Source organism: Streptomyces sp. Da 82-17 (assembly GCF_046098215.1).
GTDB lineage: Bacteria > Actinomycetota > Actinomycetes > Streptomycetales > Streptomycetaceae > Streptomyces.
On sequence record NZ_JBJURH010000042.1, the window covers coordinates 1 to 14,852 of the forward strand.

The 14,852-nt window shown below is 74.2% G+C and carries 14 protein-coding genes and 1 rRNA gene; 13 read left to right on the plus strand and 2 right to left on the minus strand.

What is annotated here, in order from left to right; translation table 11 throughout:
* The first annotated feature begins 111 nt into the window (after window positions 1–111).
* From rrf to ACIDOF_RS37065, 3 genes are all read left to right on the plus strand, one after another.
* Window positions 112–228: ribosomal RNA gene (gene rrf, locus ACIDOF_RS37055) — 5S ribosomal RNA — on the plus strand.
* Window positions 229–314: 86 nt separating this feature from the next.
* The gene (locus ACIDOF_RS37060) at window positions 315–1,511 is read left to right on the plus strand and encodes a hypothetical protein (protein WP_409010680.1); all 1,197 of its coding nucleotides are present in this window, start codon (window positions 315–317) and stop codon (window positions 1,509–1,511) included.
* Complete coding sequence (locus ACIDOF_RS37065) at window positions 1,403–2,140, plus strand: hypothetical protein (protein ID WP_409010681.1); 738 nt, start codon at window positions 1,403–1,405, stop codon at window positions 2,138–2,140. The genes ACIDOF_RS37060 and ACIDOF_RS37065 overlap by 109 nt, the downstream gene beginning before the upstream one ends.
* A 73-nt stretch (window positions 2,141–2,213) precedes the next feature.
* On the opposite strand, the gene ACIDOF_RS37070 is transcribed toward ACIDOF_RS37065, so the two are convergent.
* Entirely contained in the window at window positions 2,214–3,500 is a 1,287-nt protein-coding gene (locus ACIDOF_RS37070; RefSeq protein WP_409010668.1) for a DUF1015 family protein, read from the minus strand.
* A 71-nt stretch (window positions 3,501–3,571) separates the two neighbouring features.
* Between ACIDOF_RS37070 and ACIDOF_RS37075 the strand changes: the two genes are divergently transcribed.
* Genes ACIDOF_RS37075 through ACIDOF_RS37090 form a run of 4 tightly spaced genes read left to right on the plus strand, consistent with a single transcriptional unit; the run spans window position 3,572 to window position 7,626 of the window.
* Window positions 3,572–4,600: an HAD hydrolase-like protein gene (locus tag ACIDOF_RS37075; RefSeq protein ID WP_409010669.1), complete on the plus strand. Its 1,029-nt coding sequence runs from the start codon at window positions 3,572–3,574 to the stop codon at window positions 4,598–4,600.
* A gap of 56 nt (window positions 4,601–4,656) precedes the next feature.
* Window positions 4,657–5,718 carry a FecCD family ABC transporter permease gene (locus tag ACIDOF_RS37080; protein WP_409010670.1) on the plus strand — a complete coding sequence of 354 codons (1,062 nt, stop codon included), beginning with the start codon at window positions 4,657–4,659 and terminating at the stop codon, window positions 5,716–5,718.
* 13 nt (window positions 5,719–5,731) lie between these two features.
* Complete coding sequence (locus ACIDOF_RS37085; RefSeq protein ID WP_409010671.1) at window positions 5,732–6,769, plus strand: FecCD family ABC transporter permease; 1,038 nt, start codon at window positions 5,732–5,734, stop codon at window positions 6,767–6,769.
* Window positions 6,766–7,626: an ABC transporter ATP-binding protein gene (locus ACIDOF_RS37090; RefSeq protein ID WP_409010672.1), complete on the plus strand. Its 861-nt coding sequence runs from the start codon at window positions 6,766–6,768 to the stop codon at window positions 7,624–7,626. Before ACIDOF_RS37085 ends, ACIDOF_RS37090 begins: the two co-directional genes overlap by 4 nt.
* 271 nt (window positions 7,627–7,897) lie before the next feature.
* Here ACIDOF_RS37090 and ACIDOF_RS37095 read toward each other — a convergent pair whose 3' ends face one another.
* A complete protein-coding gene (locus ACIDOF_RS37095; protein ID WP_409010673.1) occupies window positions 7,898–8,245 on the minus strand; it encodes a sterol-binding protein in 348 nt (115 codons plus the stop codon).
* Between the two features lie 43 nt (window positions 8,246–8,288).
* Here ACIDOF_RS37095 and ACIDOF_RS37100 point away from each other — a divergent pair, with 43 nt between their 5' ends.
* The 6 genes from ACIDOF_RS37100 (at window position 8,289) to ACIDOF_RS37125 (ending at window position 14,793) form a co-directional block, all read left to right on the plus strand.
* Window positions 8,289–8,621: a hypothetical protein gene (locus ACIDOF_RS37100; RefSeq protein WP_409010674.1), complete on the plus strand. Its 333-nt coding sequence runs from the start codon at window positions 8,289–8,291 to the stop codon at window positions 8,619–8,621.
* 7 nt (window positions 8,622–8,628) lie between these two features.
* Window positions 8,629–9,444: a TlyA family RNA methyltransferase gene (locus ACIDOF_RS37105; protein WP_409010675.1), complete on the plus strand. Its 816-nt coding sequence runs from the start codon at window positions 8,629–8,631 to the stop codon at window positions 9,442–9,444.
* A 20-nt stretch (window positions 9,445–9,464) separates the two neighbouring features.
* On the plus strand, window positions 9,465–10,403 hold the full coding sequence (locus ACIDOF_RS37110; protein WP_409010676.1) for an NAD kinase: 939 nt from the start codon (window positions 9,465–9,467) through the stop codon (window positions 10,401–10,403).
* A gap of 163 nt (window positions 10,404–10,566) precedes the next feature.
* On the plus strand, window positions 10,567–12,318 hold the full coding sequence (gene recN, locus ACIDOF_RS37115; protein WP_409010677.1) for a DNA repair protein RecN: 1,752 nt from the start codon (window positions 10,567–10,569) through the stop codon (window positions 12,316–12,318).
* Between the two features lie 178 nt (window positions 12,319–12,496).
* A complete protein-coding gene (locus tag ACIDOF_RS37120) occupies window positions 12,497–13,294 on the plus strand; it encodes a hypothetical protein (RefSeq protein WP_409010678.1) in 798 nt (265 codons plus the stop codon).
* 335 nt (window positions 13,295–13,629) lie between these two features.
* Window positions 13,630–14,793 carry a glycosyltransferase family 4 protein gene (locus tag ACIDOF_RS37125; RefSeq protein WP_409010679.1) on the plus strand — a complete coding sequence of 388 codons (1,164 nt, stop codon included), beginning with the start codon at window positions 13,630–13,632 and terminating at the stop codon, window positions 14,791–14,793.
* Window positions 14,794–14,852: the final 59 nt, after the last annotated feature.

Consider the following 14,852-nt stretch of genomic DNA (forward strand, 5'->3'; position numbering starts at 1 on the left):
AGTTCTGAAGTAACGAACAGCTGTTGTCGGCTGAACAATTACTCAACTAAAGAGTGTGCTTGTTCGCTGCCCTGTTCAGCGTCCCGTTCATCACGGGATACTTCATAGGGTTTCGGTGGTCATAGCGTGAGGGAAACGCCCGGTTACATTCCGAACCCGGAAGCTAAGCCTCACAGCGCCGATGGTACTGCAGGGGGGACCCTGTGGGAGAGTAGGACGCCGCCGAACAATTCTTAGGAGGACCCTTGGTCCCAGCGTTCACGCTGGGACCAAGGGTCCTTTTTGTTTTTCGTCGAAGCGCGACCCGAAGCCGGGTGCGCAAGAATGACTGCGGTACCGAAGACAGGAGTCACCGATGTCGACCAACTCTCCCGACGATCGTCCCGAACGCGAGCAGCGTCGACGGGACGACGGGGACCGGGGCGGCTACCGCGGCGGGCCGCGCCGCGACGGTGACCGCGGCGGCTACGGCCGGCGCGACGACCGCGACCGCGACCGTGGCTTCCGCCGAGATGACCGCGGTGACCGCGGTGACCGCGGTGACCGTGGCGGTTTCCGGCGGGACGACCGCCGTGACAACGACCGCCCCGGCTTCCGCCGCGATGACCGTCGGGACGACCGGCGTGATGAGCGTCGTGGCGATGACCGGGACCGTGGTTTCCGTAGGGACGACCGTGGTGACCGTGGCGGGTTCCGTCGCGACGACCGCCGTGACGACCGCGGTGGATTCCGGCGTGACGACCGCGGCGACCGGGGTGACCGGGGTGGATTCCGTCGGGACGACCGGGACCGTCGGGACGATCGCCGCGACGACCGCGGTGGGCGCCCCGCCTTCCGGCGTGACGACCGTCGGGACGATCGCCGTGATGAGCGTCGGGGCGATGACCGGGACCGTGGTTTCCGTAGGGACGACCGTGGTGACCGTGGTGGGTTCCGGCGCGACGACCGTCGGGACGACCGGCGTGACGACCGCGGTGGACGCCCCGCCTTCCGTCGCGATGACCGCCGCGATGACCGCCGTGACAACGACCGCGGTGGCTTCCGCAGGGACAACGACCGGCCCGGGTTCCGCCGTGACGACCGTCGGGACGAGCGGCGGGACGGTGACCGTGGCGGCTTCCGGCGCGACGACCGCCGCGACAACGACCGCGGTGACTTCCGCCGTGACGACGACCGTCGCGGAGGCGGCGGTTACCGCGGCCGTGACGACCGCCGTGATGACCGGCGCGACGACCGCCGTGGCCCCCGTCGTGACGACCGAGGCGGACGTCCCGGTGGGTTCCGCAGGGACGACCGGCGGGACGACCGTCGCGGAGGCGGCGGCTTCCGTGGCCGTGACGACCGGCGCGACGACCGCGGCCCGCGCAGGGACGACCGTTCCGACCGCGAGCCGATCAAGCGGCTGCCGATCCCGGACGACGTCACCGGCGACGAGATCGACAAGGACGTACGGCAGGAGCTGCAGAGTCTGCCGAAGGGGCTCGCGGAGGACGTCGCGCGGAACCTGGTGATGGTCGCCAGGACCATCGACGAGGACCCCGAGCAGGCCTACGGCTACTCCAAGGTCGCGCTGCGGCTCGCCTCGCGCGTGGCCGCCGTACGGGAAGCGGCCGGCTTCGCCGCGTACGCGAACCAGAAGTACTCCGAGGCGCTGGCCGAGTTCCGGGCCGCGCGGCGGATGACCGGGTCCGCGGAGCTGTGGCCCGTCATGGCCGACTGCGAGCGTGGGCTCGGGCGGCCCGAGAAGGCGCTGGACATGGCCGGCGCCCCCGAGGTGCAGAAGCTCGACAAGGCGGGGCAGGTCGAGATGCGTCTCGTCGCCGCCGGAGCGCGCCGTGACATGGGGCAGCTCGACGCGGCGATCGTGACGCTGCAGAGCCCCGAGCTGGCGTCCAACTCCGTGCAGCCGTGGACCGCGCGCCTGCGGTACGCGTACGCCGACGCGCTGCTCGCCGCCGGGCGGGAGGACGAGGCGCGCGAGTGGTTCGCCAAGACCGCCGAGGCCGACCGGGACGGCAGCACCGACGCCTCCGACCGGCTCGCCGAACTCGACGGCGTGGAGTTCGTCGACGCCTTCGACGAGGAGGCGGACGCCGACGCCGCGCCCGCCGCAGACACGGACGACGAGGGCGAGAAGTAGCAGCGGCAGGAAGTAGAAACGCCAAGGGGCGGGACCTGGCCGGTCCCGCCCCTTCGCGTATCCGTAGAACCGCTCAGTGCTCCAGGCTGCGCAGGACCAGGCCCGTCGCCGGCTTCGGGCCGAAGGACGTGGACTTGCGGGGCATCGTGACGCCCTGGCGGGCCAGTTCGAGGACGACCTCCTCGCGGACCGGGTGCATCAGGACCGCCGTACCGCCGTCGCGCTCCGCCTTCTGGACCGCGGCGTACGTGTCGTGGATGTACGCGATGTGCTCCGGGGCGTCCGGGATGTGCCAGGTGTGGTCCAGGAGCGTGGAGTGCAGGACCGTCGCGTCCAGGGTGCGCCAGGCCTCCGGGCGGTCGCGGCGGATCGTGCGGTCCAGGAGTTCCCGGTCCGGGCGGTCCACCAGGTGGTACGAGCCGTCGCCGGCGAGGAGGAACGCGTTGGACTCGGCGGCCGCCTCCGCGAGCGCGTCCAGGGCGCGCGGCAGCGGGGCGTCGATGCGGCGCACCCGGAAGGAGTCCGCGACCCCGTTCAGGGCCTCGGCGACCGGCAGCCGGTGCAGGACCCGGTGGATGGCGCGGACCTGCAGCGGATAGCGGGTCGTGTCCACGAGCAGGACCAGGCCGTGGTCCCACGGCGACGGCGAGGCGTGGTCGCCGCGCAGCCGCAGATACGTCGCCCAGCGGTGGTGGCCGTCGGCGATCAGGGCCTGGCGGTGCGCGAAGTCGGCCTGGATCTCGGCGAGTTCGGCCGGATCGGTGACCGCCCAGAGGCGGTGGCTGAAGCCGTCCTCGGTGGTCGTGGAGAGCAGCGGCGGGCGGTTCACGGCGCGTTCGATGACGGCCGTCGCGCCGGTGCGGATGCCCTCGCCGCGGTAGGTGAGGAGCAGCGGTTCGAGGTTGGCGGCGGTGGCGCGCATCAGGTCCGCGCGGTCCTCGACGATGTGCGGCATCACGTCCTCGTGCGGCAGGACGACGCCCTCGTGGGCCTCGGAGAGCTCCAGGGCGCCGATGAGGCCGCGCTGCAGGAGATCGCCGTTGCGCTGCTCGTAGACGTACAGGGCGGGCTCGGGCTCGGGGGCGAGTATGCCCTCGGTGAGCCAGCGGCGGAGGGTGGCCGCGGCCTGCCGGTGGCTGTCCGACGCGGACTCGGCCTGCGGCAGGATGAGGCGCACGATGTTGTGCGGGTCGAGGGACTCCAGATAGTGCAGCCCGTCGGGCCGGACCACCACGTCGTACGGCGGGGACGTCACTGCGGCGAGCGAGCCGACGCGGGCCGGGACGTACCGCAGACCCCGGATGGGGGTGAGCCGCAGTCCCTTGCCGTGTCCCTTGCCGTCCGGACCTGTGGTGTTCATGCCTGCATCGTATGTGGGCAGGAGGGTGCGGGATGATCGGGGGAGAGTCGTTCAGCGAGGAGTCGTACGCAATGAGCCACACCATCAGGACGAGCCCGGCCGGCAGCGCGCGGGCCTTGCACGAGGCGTACGACACGGCGCTGCTCGACCTGGACGGGGTGGTGTACGCGGGCGGGGAGGCGATCCCGTACGCGGTGGAGTCGCTGCTCGCTGCGCGGGCCGACGGGATGCGGCTCGCGTACGTGACGAACAACGCGCTGCGGCCGCCGGACGTGGTGGCCGAGCACATCACCGAGCTCGGGGTGCCGACCGAGGCCGCGGACGTCATCAACTCGGCGCAGGCGGTGGCCCGGTTGATCGCCGAGCAGGTGCCGTCCGGTTCGAAGGTGCTGGTGATCGGCGGCGAGGGGCTGCGGGTCGCGCTGCGGGAGCGTGGGCTCGTGCCGGTGGAGTCGGCGGAGGACGGGCCCGCGGCGGTCGTGCAGGGGTACGGCGGGCCGGAGTTGGCGTGGGGCCGCTTCGCGGAGGCGTGCTACGCGATCGCGCGGGGCGTGCCGTGGTTCGCGTCCAACACCGACCTGACGATCCCCGGCGCGCGGGGCATCGCGCCCGGCAACGGGGCGGCGGTCGAGGTCGTACGGATCGCCACCGGGGCCGAGCCGCAGGTGGCGGGCAAGCCGCTGCCGCCGATGCACCGGGAGACGATCCTGCGGACCGGGGCGGAGCGGCCGCTGGTCGTCGGGGACCGCCTCGACACCGACATCGAGGGCGCGTTCAACGGCGAGGTCGACTCGCTGCTCGTGCTGACCGGCGTGACCGACGCGGCCCAGCTGCTCGCGGCCCCGCCCGAGCACCGGCCGACGTACGTGGACGCGGACCTGCGCGGCCTGCTGACCGGGCAGCCCGAGGTGAGCGCGGCGGGGGACGGGTTCCGGTGCGGTTCGTTCGTGGCGCGGGCCGCCGGAGAAGTGCTCGAACTCGACGGTGAGGGCGAGCAGTTGGACGGGCTGCGGGCGCTGTGCGCGGCGGCGTGGACGGCGGCAGGGGCGGGCGAGTGCGGCCTCGACGCGGGGAAGGCGCTGGCGCGGCTGGGGCTGTGAGCCGAGCGGGAGTACGGCAACGCCGGAGGCTTGGCAGGGTAGGCTAACCTAACCGGGTGTTGGTCGACAGTCCCTCCTCCGAGCGCACCGAGGCACCCCCGCCGCCCGAGCCCGCGGAGTCCCGTGGGCGGCAGGCAGCGCGTGCCGCCGGGCTGCTGCTCGCCGTCGGCGTGCTGGCCCTGGTCGTCGTCGCGAGCATCGCCGTCGGCGCCAAGCAGATACCCGTGGCCGAGGTCTGGCACGGCCTGTTCGCTGCCACCGGCACGGACAACGACGTGGTCGTCCGGGACCTGCGGTTGCCCCGTACGCTGCTCGGTCTGCTCGTCGGCGCCGCGCTCGGCCTCGCCGGGGCCGTGATGCAGGCGCTGACCCGCAACCCGCTCGCCGACCCCGGACTGCTCGGCATCAACGCGGGCGCGTCCGCCGCCGTCGTCAGCGCCATCAGCTTCCTCGGCGTGACCACGCTGACCGGGTACGTCTGGTTCGCGCTTGCCGGCGCGGCCGCCGTCTCCGTGCTCGTGTACGCGCTCGGCGGGGTCCGCAGCGCCACCCCGGTGCGGCTCGCGCTCGCGGGCACGGCGGTCACCGCGGCGCTCATCGGCTACATCAACGCCGTGATGCTGCTCGACAACTCGGCCCTCGACAAGATGCGCTTCTGGACGGTCGGTTCGCTGGCCTCCGCCTCGATGGCCACCATCGGCCAGGTCGCGCCGTTCCTGGCCGCCGGGCTGCTGCTCGCGCTCGCCCTCGGCCGGCCGCTCAACGCGATGGCTCTCGGCGACGACACCGCCACGGCCCTGGGCGCCCGCGTGGGCCGCACCCGCGTCCTCGCCATGACCGCCGCGACACTGCTCTGCGGCGCGGCCACCGCCGCCTGCGGGCCCATCGCGTTCGTCGGCCTGATGGTGCCGCACATGGTCCGCGCCTTCACCGGCCCCGACCAGCGCTGGATCCTGCCGTACGCGACCGTCCTGTCGCCGGTGCTGCTGCTCGGCGCCGACGTGCTCGGCCGGGTCGTGGCCCGCCCCGCCGAACTGCAGGTCGGCATCGTCACCGCGCTCATCGGCGGACCGCTCTTCATCTACCTCGTACGACGCCGGAGGATGGCTCAACTGTGAAGGCGGCTCAACTGTGAAGGCCCTGAAGGCGGTTCGTACCGGAAGCGGCCTCTCCGTACGGGTCGATCCGCGCGCCCTCCTCGTCGGAGTGCTGCTCTGCGCGGCCACCCTCGCGGTCGCCGTCGTCCTCATCGGCACCGGCGACTTCGCGATCCCCGCCGCCGACGTGATCAGCACGCTGCTCGGGAACGGCACGACCGCGCACACGTTCATCGTGAACGACCTGCGGCTGCCGCGGGTCCTGGTCGGGCTGCTCGTCGGCGCCGCGCTCGGGCTGGCCGGGGCGATCTTCCAGTCCGTCTCCCGCAATCCGCTGGGCAGTCCGGACATCATCGGCTTCGGGCAGGGCTCGACGGTCGGCGCGCTCACCGTGATCGTGCTGTTCCACGGCGACGCCGTCGCGGTCGCCGGGGGCTCGCTCGTCGGCGGGCTCCTCACCGGCGTACTGATCTATCTCCTCGCCTGGAAGCGCGGGGTGCACGGCTATCGGCTGGTGCTCGTCGGCATCGGCGCCGCCGCCGTCCTCACCGCGCTCAACGGCTATCTGCTCACCAAGGCCGACCTGGTCGACGCGGCCCGCGCCTACGTGTGGATGGCGGGGTCGCTGAACGGGCGGGACTGGGACCAGGTGTGGCCGCTGCTGTGGCTGTGCGCCGTGCTCGTGCCGCTGGTCCTCGCGTACGGCAGGCCGCTGCGGATGCTGGAGATGGGCGACGACGCGGCGTACGCGCTCGGGGTGCGGCCGGAGCGGACGCGGATCGTGCTGATGCTGTCCGCCGTGCTGCTCACCGCGTCCGCGACCGCGGCGGCCGGGCCCGTGTCGTTCGTCGCGCTGACCGCGCCGCAGCTGGCGCGCCGGCTGACCCGGTCGCCGGGGCCGAACCTGGTGGCGTCGCTGCTGATGGGCGCCGTGCTGCTGATCGGCGCCGACCTGGCCGCGCAGCGGGCGTTCGGCGCGGACACGCTGCCCGTCGGCGTGCTCACGGGCGTGCTCGGCGGCGTGTACCTGCTGTGGCTCCTGGTCGCCGAGCGCAGGGCGGGCCGGATATGAGCGCCCCCGCCCGGTCCCCGCGAGACCCGCGCACCGTGCCCGACCCCGTCCCAAGGAGCACCGCAGTGAATCGCCTCATCGCCGACGACGTGACCCTCGGCTACGACCAGCGCGTGATCGCGGAGCGGCTCTCGGTCGAGATCCCGGACCACTCGTTCACGGTGATCGTCGGGCCCAACGCCTGCGGCAAGTCGACGCTCCTGCGGGCCCTTTCACGGATGCTGAAGCCGTCCCACGGGCGGGTGCTGCTCGACGGGCAGACCATCCACTCCCTGCCCGCGAAGAAGGTCGCGAAGACCCTCGGCCTGCTTCCCCAGTCGTCGATCGCGCCCGACGGCATCACCGTCGGCGACCTGGTGGCCCGCGGCCGCTACCCGCACCAGGGCCTGCTCCGCCAGTGGTCGGCCGAGGACGAGCGGGTCGTACGGGAGTCCATGGCGTCGACCGGCGTCGGCGAGCTGGCCGACCGGTACGTCGACGAGCTCTCCGGCGGGCAGCGGCAGCGGGTGTGGATCGCCATGGCCTTGGCCCAGCAGACCCCGCTGCTGCTCCTGGACGAGCCCACGACGTACCTCGACATCCAGCACCAGATCGACGTCCTCGACCTCTGCGCCGAGCTGCACGAGGAGCAGGGCCGCACCCTCGTCGCCGTACTGCACGACCTCAACCACGCCGCCCGCTACGCCACCCACCTGATCGCGCTGCGCGACGGCCGGGTGCTCGCGGAGGGGCCGCCGTCCGAGATCGTCACCGCCGACCTGGTGGAGCGGGTCTTCGGCCTGCCGTGCCAGGTCATCGACGACCCGGAAACGGGCACGCCGTTGGTGGTGCCGGCGGCGCGGAAGAGTCGTACGTAGTCGTACGTAGGGGGCCGGGGCCGTCCGACCCGCGCCATCGATCGCCCTGCGGACTCGTCCTCAAACGCCGGAGCGGCTGGATTCACGTGCCCCGACAGGGGCGCGGGGAACTGCGCGAGCGGCCACGACGCTGCCGCAGCCGAAATGACAGCGCCGCAGGCTTTCGGGAAGGGGCGGGGAGGGGCTTTCTCAGGGGCGCGGGGAACTGCGCGGCCAGGCGCGACGGTGTGGTGCCGAAAGACGGCCGGGGCGGAGGTGGTGCCTGGTGGGGCTACAGGAGCGACCTGAGCCGCAGCAGGTCCCTGAAGCCCGCCTCCAGGCGGACCCGGCCCGTGCCCCAGGCCTTCGCGAAGTTCAGCTCGCCGTCGACCATCGACACCAGGTCGTCGCCCGTCATCGCCAGGCGGATCTGGGCCTTCTCGCGGGGCGGGCCGTCGTGCACGTCGGCGACCACGATCCGGCCGCCCTCCAGACGTCCTGTGAACGTGACGTCGAGGTCGGTGATGCGGCAGCTCAACGAGCGGTCGAGCGCGGCCGCGCCGCGGACCTCCCCGTCGGCCTGCGCGAGATTGTCCGAAAGCCTGCTCAGTGCGCTGCGGCACTCCTCGATCGTCGCCATCGCGACCGACGGTACCCCAGCGCTTCGCGGTAGCGTCGGGGCCATGAGCGACGAGATGCCGGACGCCGAGCCGCAGGCCGCGGACGCAGAGCCGCAGGTCGCGGGCGCCCACGAGCAGCCCGGAGGGGAGCCGGCGCCCGACCCCGCCGACCCCGCCGACCCCCGTCCCCTCGGCCTGCAGCGCACCCCCACCGGCGAGGCCGACGTGGACGCGCAGCTGGAGAGGCTGGCCGATGTCGACCACCTCGCGACGGACGGCCACATCGAGGTGTACGAGGATGTACACCGGGGGCTGCGCGACGCGCTCACCGCGCTCGACGCACGCCAAGGCCCACCGGCCCCCGCCCCCGCACGGCCGTACGACAACAGGAGCTGAACCGAACGTGGCAGGAGTGGCACGCCGCCGCCTCGACGCCGAGCTGGTGCGCCGCAAACTCGCGCGCTCACGCGAGCACGCGAGCCAGCTGATCGCCGCAGGACGCGTCACCGTCGACCGCAACACCGCGACCAAGCCCGCGACGCAGGTCGCGACCGGCGCCGCGATCGTGGTCGCCGTGGACGACGACGACCCCGACTACGTCTCGCGCGGCGGACACAAACTCGCCGGCGCCCTCGCGGCCTTCGTCCCGCAGGGCCTCGAGGTGGCGGGCCGCCGCGCCCTGGACGCGGGCGCCTCCACCGGCGGCTTCACCGACGTCCTGCTGCGCGCGGGCGTCGCCCACGTCGTCGCCGTGGACGTGGGGTACGGACAGCTGGCCTGGTCCCTGCAGAGCGACGAACGCGTCACCGTCAAGGACCGTACGAACGTACGGGAGTTGACGCTCGAAGCGATCGACGACCAGGCGGTCGACCTGGTCGTCGGCGACCTGTCGTTCATCCCGCTCGGCCTGGTCCTGCCCGCCCTGGTGCGCTGCGCGGCGCCCGGCGCGGACCTGGTCCTGATGGTCAAGCCGCAGTTCGAGGTGGGCAAGGAGCGGCTCGGCAGCGGCGGCGTCGTGCGCAGCCCCGAGCTGCGCGCCGAGGCCGTGCGGACCGTGGCCGAGCAGGCCTGGAAGCTGGGCTACGGGGTGCGCGGCGTCACCGCCAGCCCGCTGCCCGGCCCGTCCGGGAACGTCGAGTACTTTCTGTGGCTCAGGGCCGGGGCGCCCGAGCTCGACCCGGCCGATGTCGACCGCGCAGTGGCGGAGGGACCGAGTTGACGACCAGCGGAGGGGGAGCCGTGACGGGAGCCGAGGACACAGCGGACACCGGTGGGGCCGACGGGGCGGCGCGGACCGTCTTCCTGCTCGCGCACACCGGCAGGCCCGCCGCGGTGCGCAGCGCCGAACTCGTCGTCCAGGGCCTGCTGAAGAGCGGCCTCGGCGTACGCGTCCTGGAGGCCGAGGCCTGCGACCTGCCGCTGCCGCCGACCGTCGAGCAGGTCCACGAGGCGACGCCGGACGTCCTCGACGGCTGCGAGCTGATCGTCGTCCTCGGCGGCGACGGCACGCTGCTGCGCGGCGCCGAGTTCGCCCGCGCCTCCGGGGTGCCGATGCTCGGCGTCAACCTGGGCCGCGTCGGCTTCCTCGCCGAGGCCGAGCGGGACGACCTCGACAAGGTCGTCGACCGCGTCGTCACCCGCTCGTACGAGGTTGAGGAACGCATGACCCTCGATGTGCTCGTACGCGACAACGGCTCGGTCGTGCACGCCGATTGGGCGCTCAACGAGGCCGCGGTGCAGAAGGTGTCGCCCGAGCGGATGCTGGAGGTCGTCCTGGAGATCGACGGCCGCCCGGTCTCCGGCTTCGGCTGCGACGGCATCGTCTGCGCCACCCCGACCGGTTCGACGGCGTACGCGTTCTCGGCGGGCGGCCCCGTGGTGTGGCCGGAGGTCGAGGCGCTGCTGATGGTGCCGATCAGCGCGCACGCCCTGTTCGCCAAGCCGCTGGTGACGTCACCGGATTCGGTGCTCGCCGTCGAGGTCCAGCCGCACACTCCGCACGGCGTGCTGTGGTGCGACGGGCGCCGGACGGTCGAGCTGCCCGCGGGCGCGCGCGTGGAGGTGCGGCGCGGGGCGGTGCCGGTGCGCCTGGCGCGGCTGCACCACGCCTCGTTCACGGACCGGCTCGTCGCCAAGTTCGCCCTGCCGGTGTCGGGCTGGCGCGGGGCGCCGCACTGAGCCCTTCGCGTACGTCGTCGTGAGGCGCCGCACTGAGCCTTCGCGTACGTCGTCGTGAGGCGCCGCACTAAAGAGTGACGTCCGGTTACCACAGGAGCGCCGCCGACCTGTGGCTTCGGTGACGAAACCGGGGTGACGTCGCGCCGCGCGGGGGAAACCTCGTATGGTCAGGTCCGTGTTGGAGGAGATGCGGATACGGTCGCTCGGAGTCATCGACGACGCGGTCGTCGAGCTGTCACCAGGCTTCACCGCCGTGACCGGCGAGACGGGCGCGGGCAAGACGATGGTGGTCACCAGCCTCGGCCTGCTGCTCGGCGGGCGCGCGGACCCGGCCCTGGTGCGGATCGGCGCGAAGTCGGCGGTGGTGGAGGGGCGGATCGCCGTACCCGCGGACGCCGCGGCCGTGGTGCGCGCCGAGGAGGCGGGCGCCGAACTGGACGACGGGGCGCTGCTCATCAGCCGTACGGTCTCCGCCGAAGGGCGCTCGCGGGCGCACCTCGGCGGCCGGTCCGTGCCGGTCGGGCTGCTCGGCGAGCTCGCCGACGACCTGGTCGCCGTGCACGGCCAGACCGACCAGCAGGGCCTCCTCAAGCCGGCCCGCCAGCGCCAGGCCCTCGACCGGTACGCGGGCGACGCGGTCGCCGTGCCCCTGGAGAAGTACGCGGCCGCCTACCGCAGGCTCCGCGCCGTCGCCGCCGAGCTGGACGAACTGACGACGCGCGCCCGGGAACGCGCCCAGGAAGCCGACCTGTTGCGGTTCGGCCTGGACGAGATCGCCGCCGTCGAACCCCGCGCGGGCGAGGACGTGGAGCTCGCCGCCGAGGCCGAGCGCCTGGGCCACGCCGAGGCCCTCGCCTCCGCCGCGACCGCCGCGCACGCCGCGCTCGCCGGCAACCCCGAGGACCCTGAGGGCGTCGACGCGGGAATGCTCGTCGGCGGGGCGCAGCGGGCCCTCGACGCGGTCCGCTCGCACGACCCGGCGCTTGCCGCGCTCGCCGAACGGCTCGGCGAGATCGGCATCCTCCTCTCCGACGTGGCGGGCGAACTCGCCGGGTACGCGGACGACCTGGACGCCGACCCGCTGCGCCTCGCCGCCGTCGAGGAGCGCCGGGCCGCGCTGACCGCGCTGACGCGGAAGTACGGGGAGTCCGTCGACGCGGTCCTGGCCTGGTCCGAGCAGAGCGCGGCCCGCCTCACCGAACTCGACGGGGACGACGACCGGATCGGCGAGCTCACCGCCGAGCGGGACGCCCTGAGCACCGAACTCGCCGGTCTCGCCCAGGCGTTGACCGACGCCCGCACGGAAGCCGCGGACCGGTTCGCCGCCGCCGTCACGGAGGAGCTGGCGTCCCTCGCGATGCCGCACGCGCGCGTGACGATCGCCATCCGGCAGACGGAGGTGGGCGAGGACGCGGGCGGCATCGAGGTCGGCGGCCGGCCCGTGGCGTACACCGCGACCGGCGTCGACGAGGTGGAGCTGCTGCTCGCCCCGCACCCCGGCGCGCCGCCGCGGCCCATCGCCAAGGGCGCCTCCGGCGGTGAGCTGTCCCGCGTGATGCTGGCCGTCGAGGTGGTGTTCGCGGGCTCCGACCCGGTGCCGACGTACCTCTTCGACGAGGTCGACGCGGGCGTCGGCGGCAAGGCGGCCGTCGAAGTGGGCCGCAGGCTCGCGAAGCTCGCCCGCTCCGCGCAGGTCGTGGTGGTCACGCACCTGCCCCAGGTGGCGGCGTTCGCCGACCGCCAGCTGCTCGTCGAGAAGACCAACGACGGCTCCGTGACCCGCTCCGGCGTGAAGGTCCTGGAGGGCGAGGAACGCATCCGCGAACTCTCCCGCATGCTCGCGGGCCAGGAGGACTCGGAAACGGCCCGGGCCCACGCGGAGGAACTCCTGGAAGCGGCCCGCGCGGACGCGTAGCGGCGGGGGGGGGCGACTGAGGGGGCCGACGGGGCTGACCGGGCCGACGGGGCCAGTGGATGCGACCCGGGTCGGTCGGGTGGACCTTGATCGACGAAGGGCCGTACGCCCGACCCGCGGCGTCGTCGGCCCGCCGTGCCCACTAGGGTGCGGACGCGTGACTGTCAGGACAACTGCCGTGTTTCTCGCGGCACTCGGGACCGCAAAGTTCGCCTCTGTCGCGCTGCGGCGCGGTCGACCCGGTGGGGCGGAGCGGTGGGAGCGGAGCAACCACGCGGGCCGGGTCGTCGACCTCTGTGCCGGGCCCGCCGCCGCCCTCGGCACCGGACTCGCCCTGGCCGGTGCGCCCGGCCTGCCCGCCCGTACCCGCGCGGCCGCGACCCTCGCCGTCGCGGCGGCCGGGGCGTGCGGGGCGTACGACGACGTGGCCGGGGCCGGGGACCCGCGGCGCGGATTCCGGGCCCATCTGTCGGCGCTGCGCGAGGGCGAGGTCACCAGCGGCGCCGTGAAGCTCTTCGGCATCGGCGCCGCCGGACTCGCCGCGGGCGCCCTGTTGAAGCGGCGGCCGCTGGACAAGCTCCTCGCGGCCGTCGTCGTCGCCGGCACCGCACATTTCGTGAACCTCGTCGACGTCCGCCCCGGAAGGGCAAGTTCCGCCGTGCTCGCGCTCGGGGCGCCCGGGCTCCTGAAGGGCGGCGGGGCCCTCGCCGCCGCACCCATGGGCGCCGCGGCCGGGGTGCTCGCGGAGGACCTGGCCGAGCGGTCCATGCTCGGCGACACCGGCGCACACGCCCTCGGCGCGGCCGTCGGCGTCGCCATCACGGCCGCCAACGGCCGCGCGGGCCTCGTCGCACACGCCGCCGCACTCGTGGCGGCGACGGTGTGCGGTGAGCAAGTCTCCCGGGCCGCACGGGACTTGGCGGTGCCCGCCGTACTGTCGAACGCCCCCGCCCTACTGGGGCGCATGCGGCGCTGAGTGGGCGCGACCGTACGCCCCGACGTGCGTCGACGCTCCCCGCGCGCCTCCGCCGGACCCCGGGAAGGCCCCGCGGACGGGGACGCGAAGGCTCACCCGTGTGGGTGATCCGGTGGAGCGGAGCCCCGCCCCGACACGGCTGCCCACCTGAGGCGGTGCCGGAACTCCCGTACGGGCTGGCATCCTTGGCGAGGCGTTCCGCACAGACACCCCGCGCACGTCCCGGACACCACCGGCACGAGACGCCCCGACGGGCCCGCCCCAGGGGGCGTCCGCCGCACCGGGGCCGGGGCCCGCGGACCCATCCGACGACGCCGACCCAGGAGTCCGGCCACGTGACCCACGTGAGCAGCCCCCCACCACAGGGCCGGCCGCCCCTGCACACCGTGCAGGTGCTCGGCGGCGGCAGCGCGGGCAGCAGCGCGCACGTCCGCTCGCTCGCCGCGGGCCTCGTCGCGCGCGGCGTACGCGTGACGGTGTGTGCCCCCGCCGAGCTGGACGGGATGTACGACTTCACCGCCGCGGGCGCCGAGTTCGTGCCGGTGCCGCGGCGCAGCGACCCGGTCTCGGTGGTCGCCCTGCGCGCCGCCTGCGCCGACGCCGACCTGGTGCACGCGCACGGGCTGCACGCCGCGCTCCGCTCCGCGCTCGCGCTGCGTGGCCGCCGTCCGGCGCCCGTGCTCGGCCGTACGCCCCTCGTCGTCACCTGGCACACCCGGGCGCACGCCGAGGGCGCGCGGGCGCGCGTGCAGCGGCTCCTGGAACGCCGGGTCGCCCGGTCCAGCGCGGTGCTCCTGGGCACGTCGTCCGACCTGGTCGACCGGGCGCGCGACAGCGGTGCGCGGGACGCCCGCCTCGCGCCCGTCGCCCTGCCCGCACCCCGTCGCGCCGAGCGGCTCCCGGACGACGAACCGGACGACGACGCCCCGCTCAAGACGCGGGCCGAACTCGGCGCGGTGGACCGGCCGTTGCTGCTCGCGGTCGGCTCCCTGGACCGGTACCGCGGCTACGACACGCTCCTCGACGCCGCCCACGCCTGGTGCGCCCTCGACCCCGCGCCGCTCGTGGTGATCGCGGGGGAGGGGCCCGAACGCGCCCGGCTGCAGCGCCGTATCGACGCGGAGTCCCTGCCGGTACGGCTCGTGGGGCGCCGTGCCGACGTGCCGGAGCTGCTCGCCGCCGCCGACGTCGCGCTGCTGCCCAGCCGCTGGGAGTCCCGCTCGGTCCTCGCCCACGAGGCACTGCACGCGGGCGTCCCGCTGGTCGCCACGGCGGTCGGCGGACTGCCCGAACTGGTCGGCGACGCGGCCGAGTTGGTCCCGTACGGCGACGCCCCCGCCCTCGCCGAAGCAGTCACCCGCCTGATCACCGACCCCGACCGTCAGGACCGCCTCCGCGCGGCGGGCCTCGCCCAGGCGGCGACCTGGCCGACGGAGGACGACACGGTCGCCCAGATCCTCAGCGTCTACGACGAGCTGGCCGACCCGCTCCGACGCTGACGGCACGCCGGGCGGTCCGCCGCGGCGGGCCCCCGGAACGCCACGCCAAGGCGCGCGGC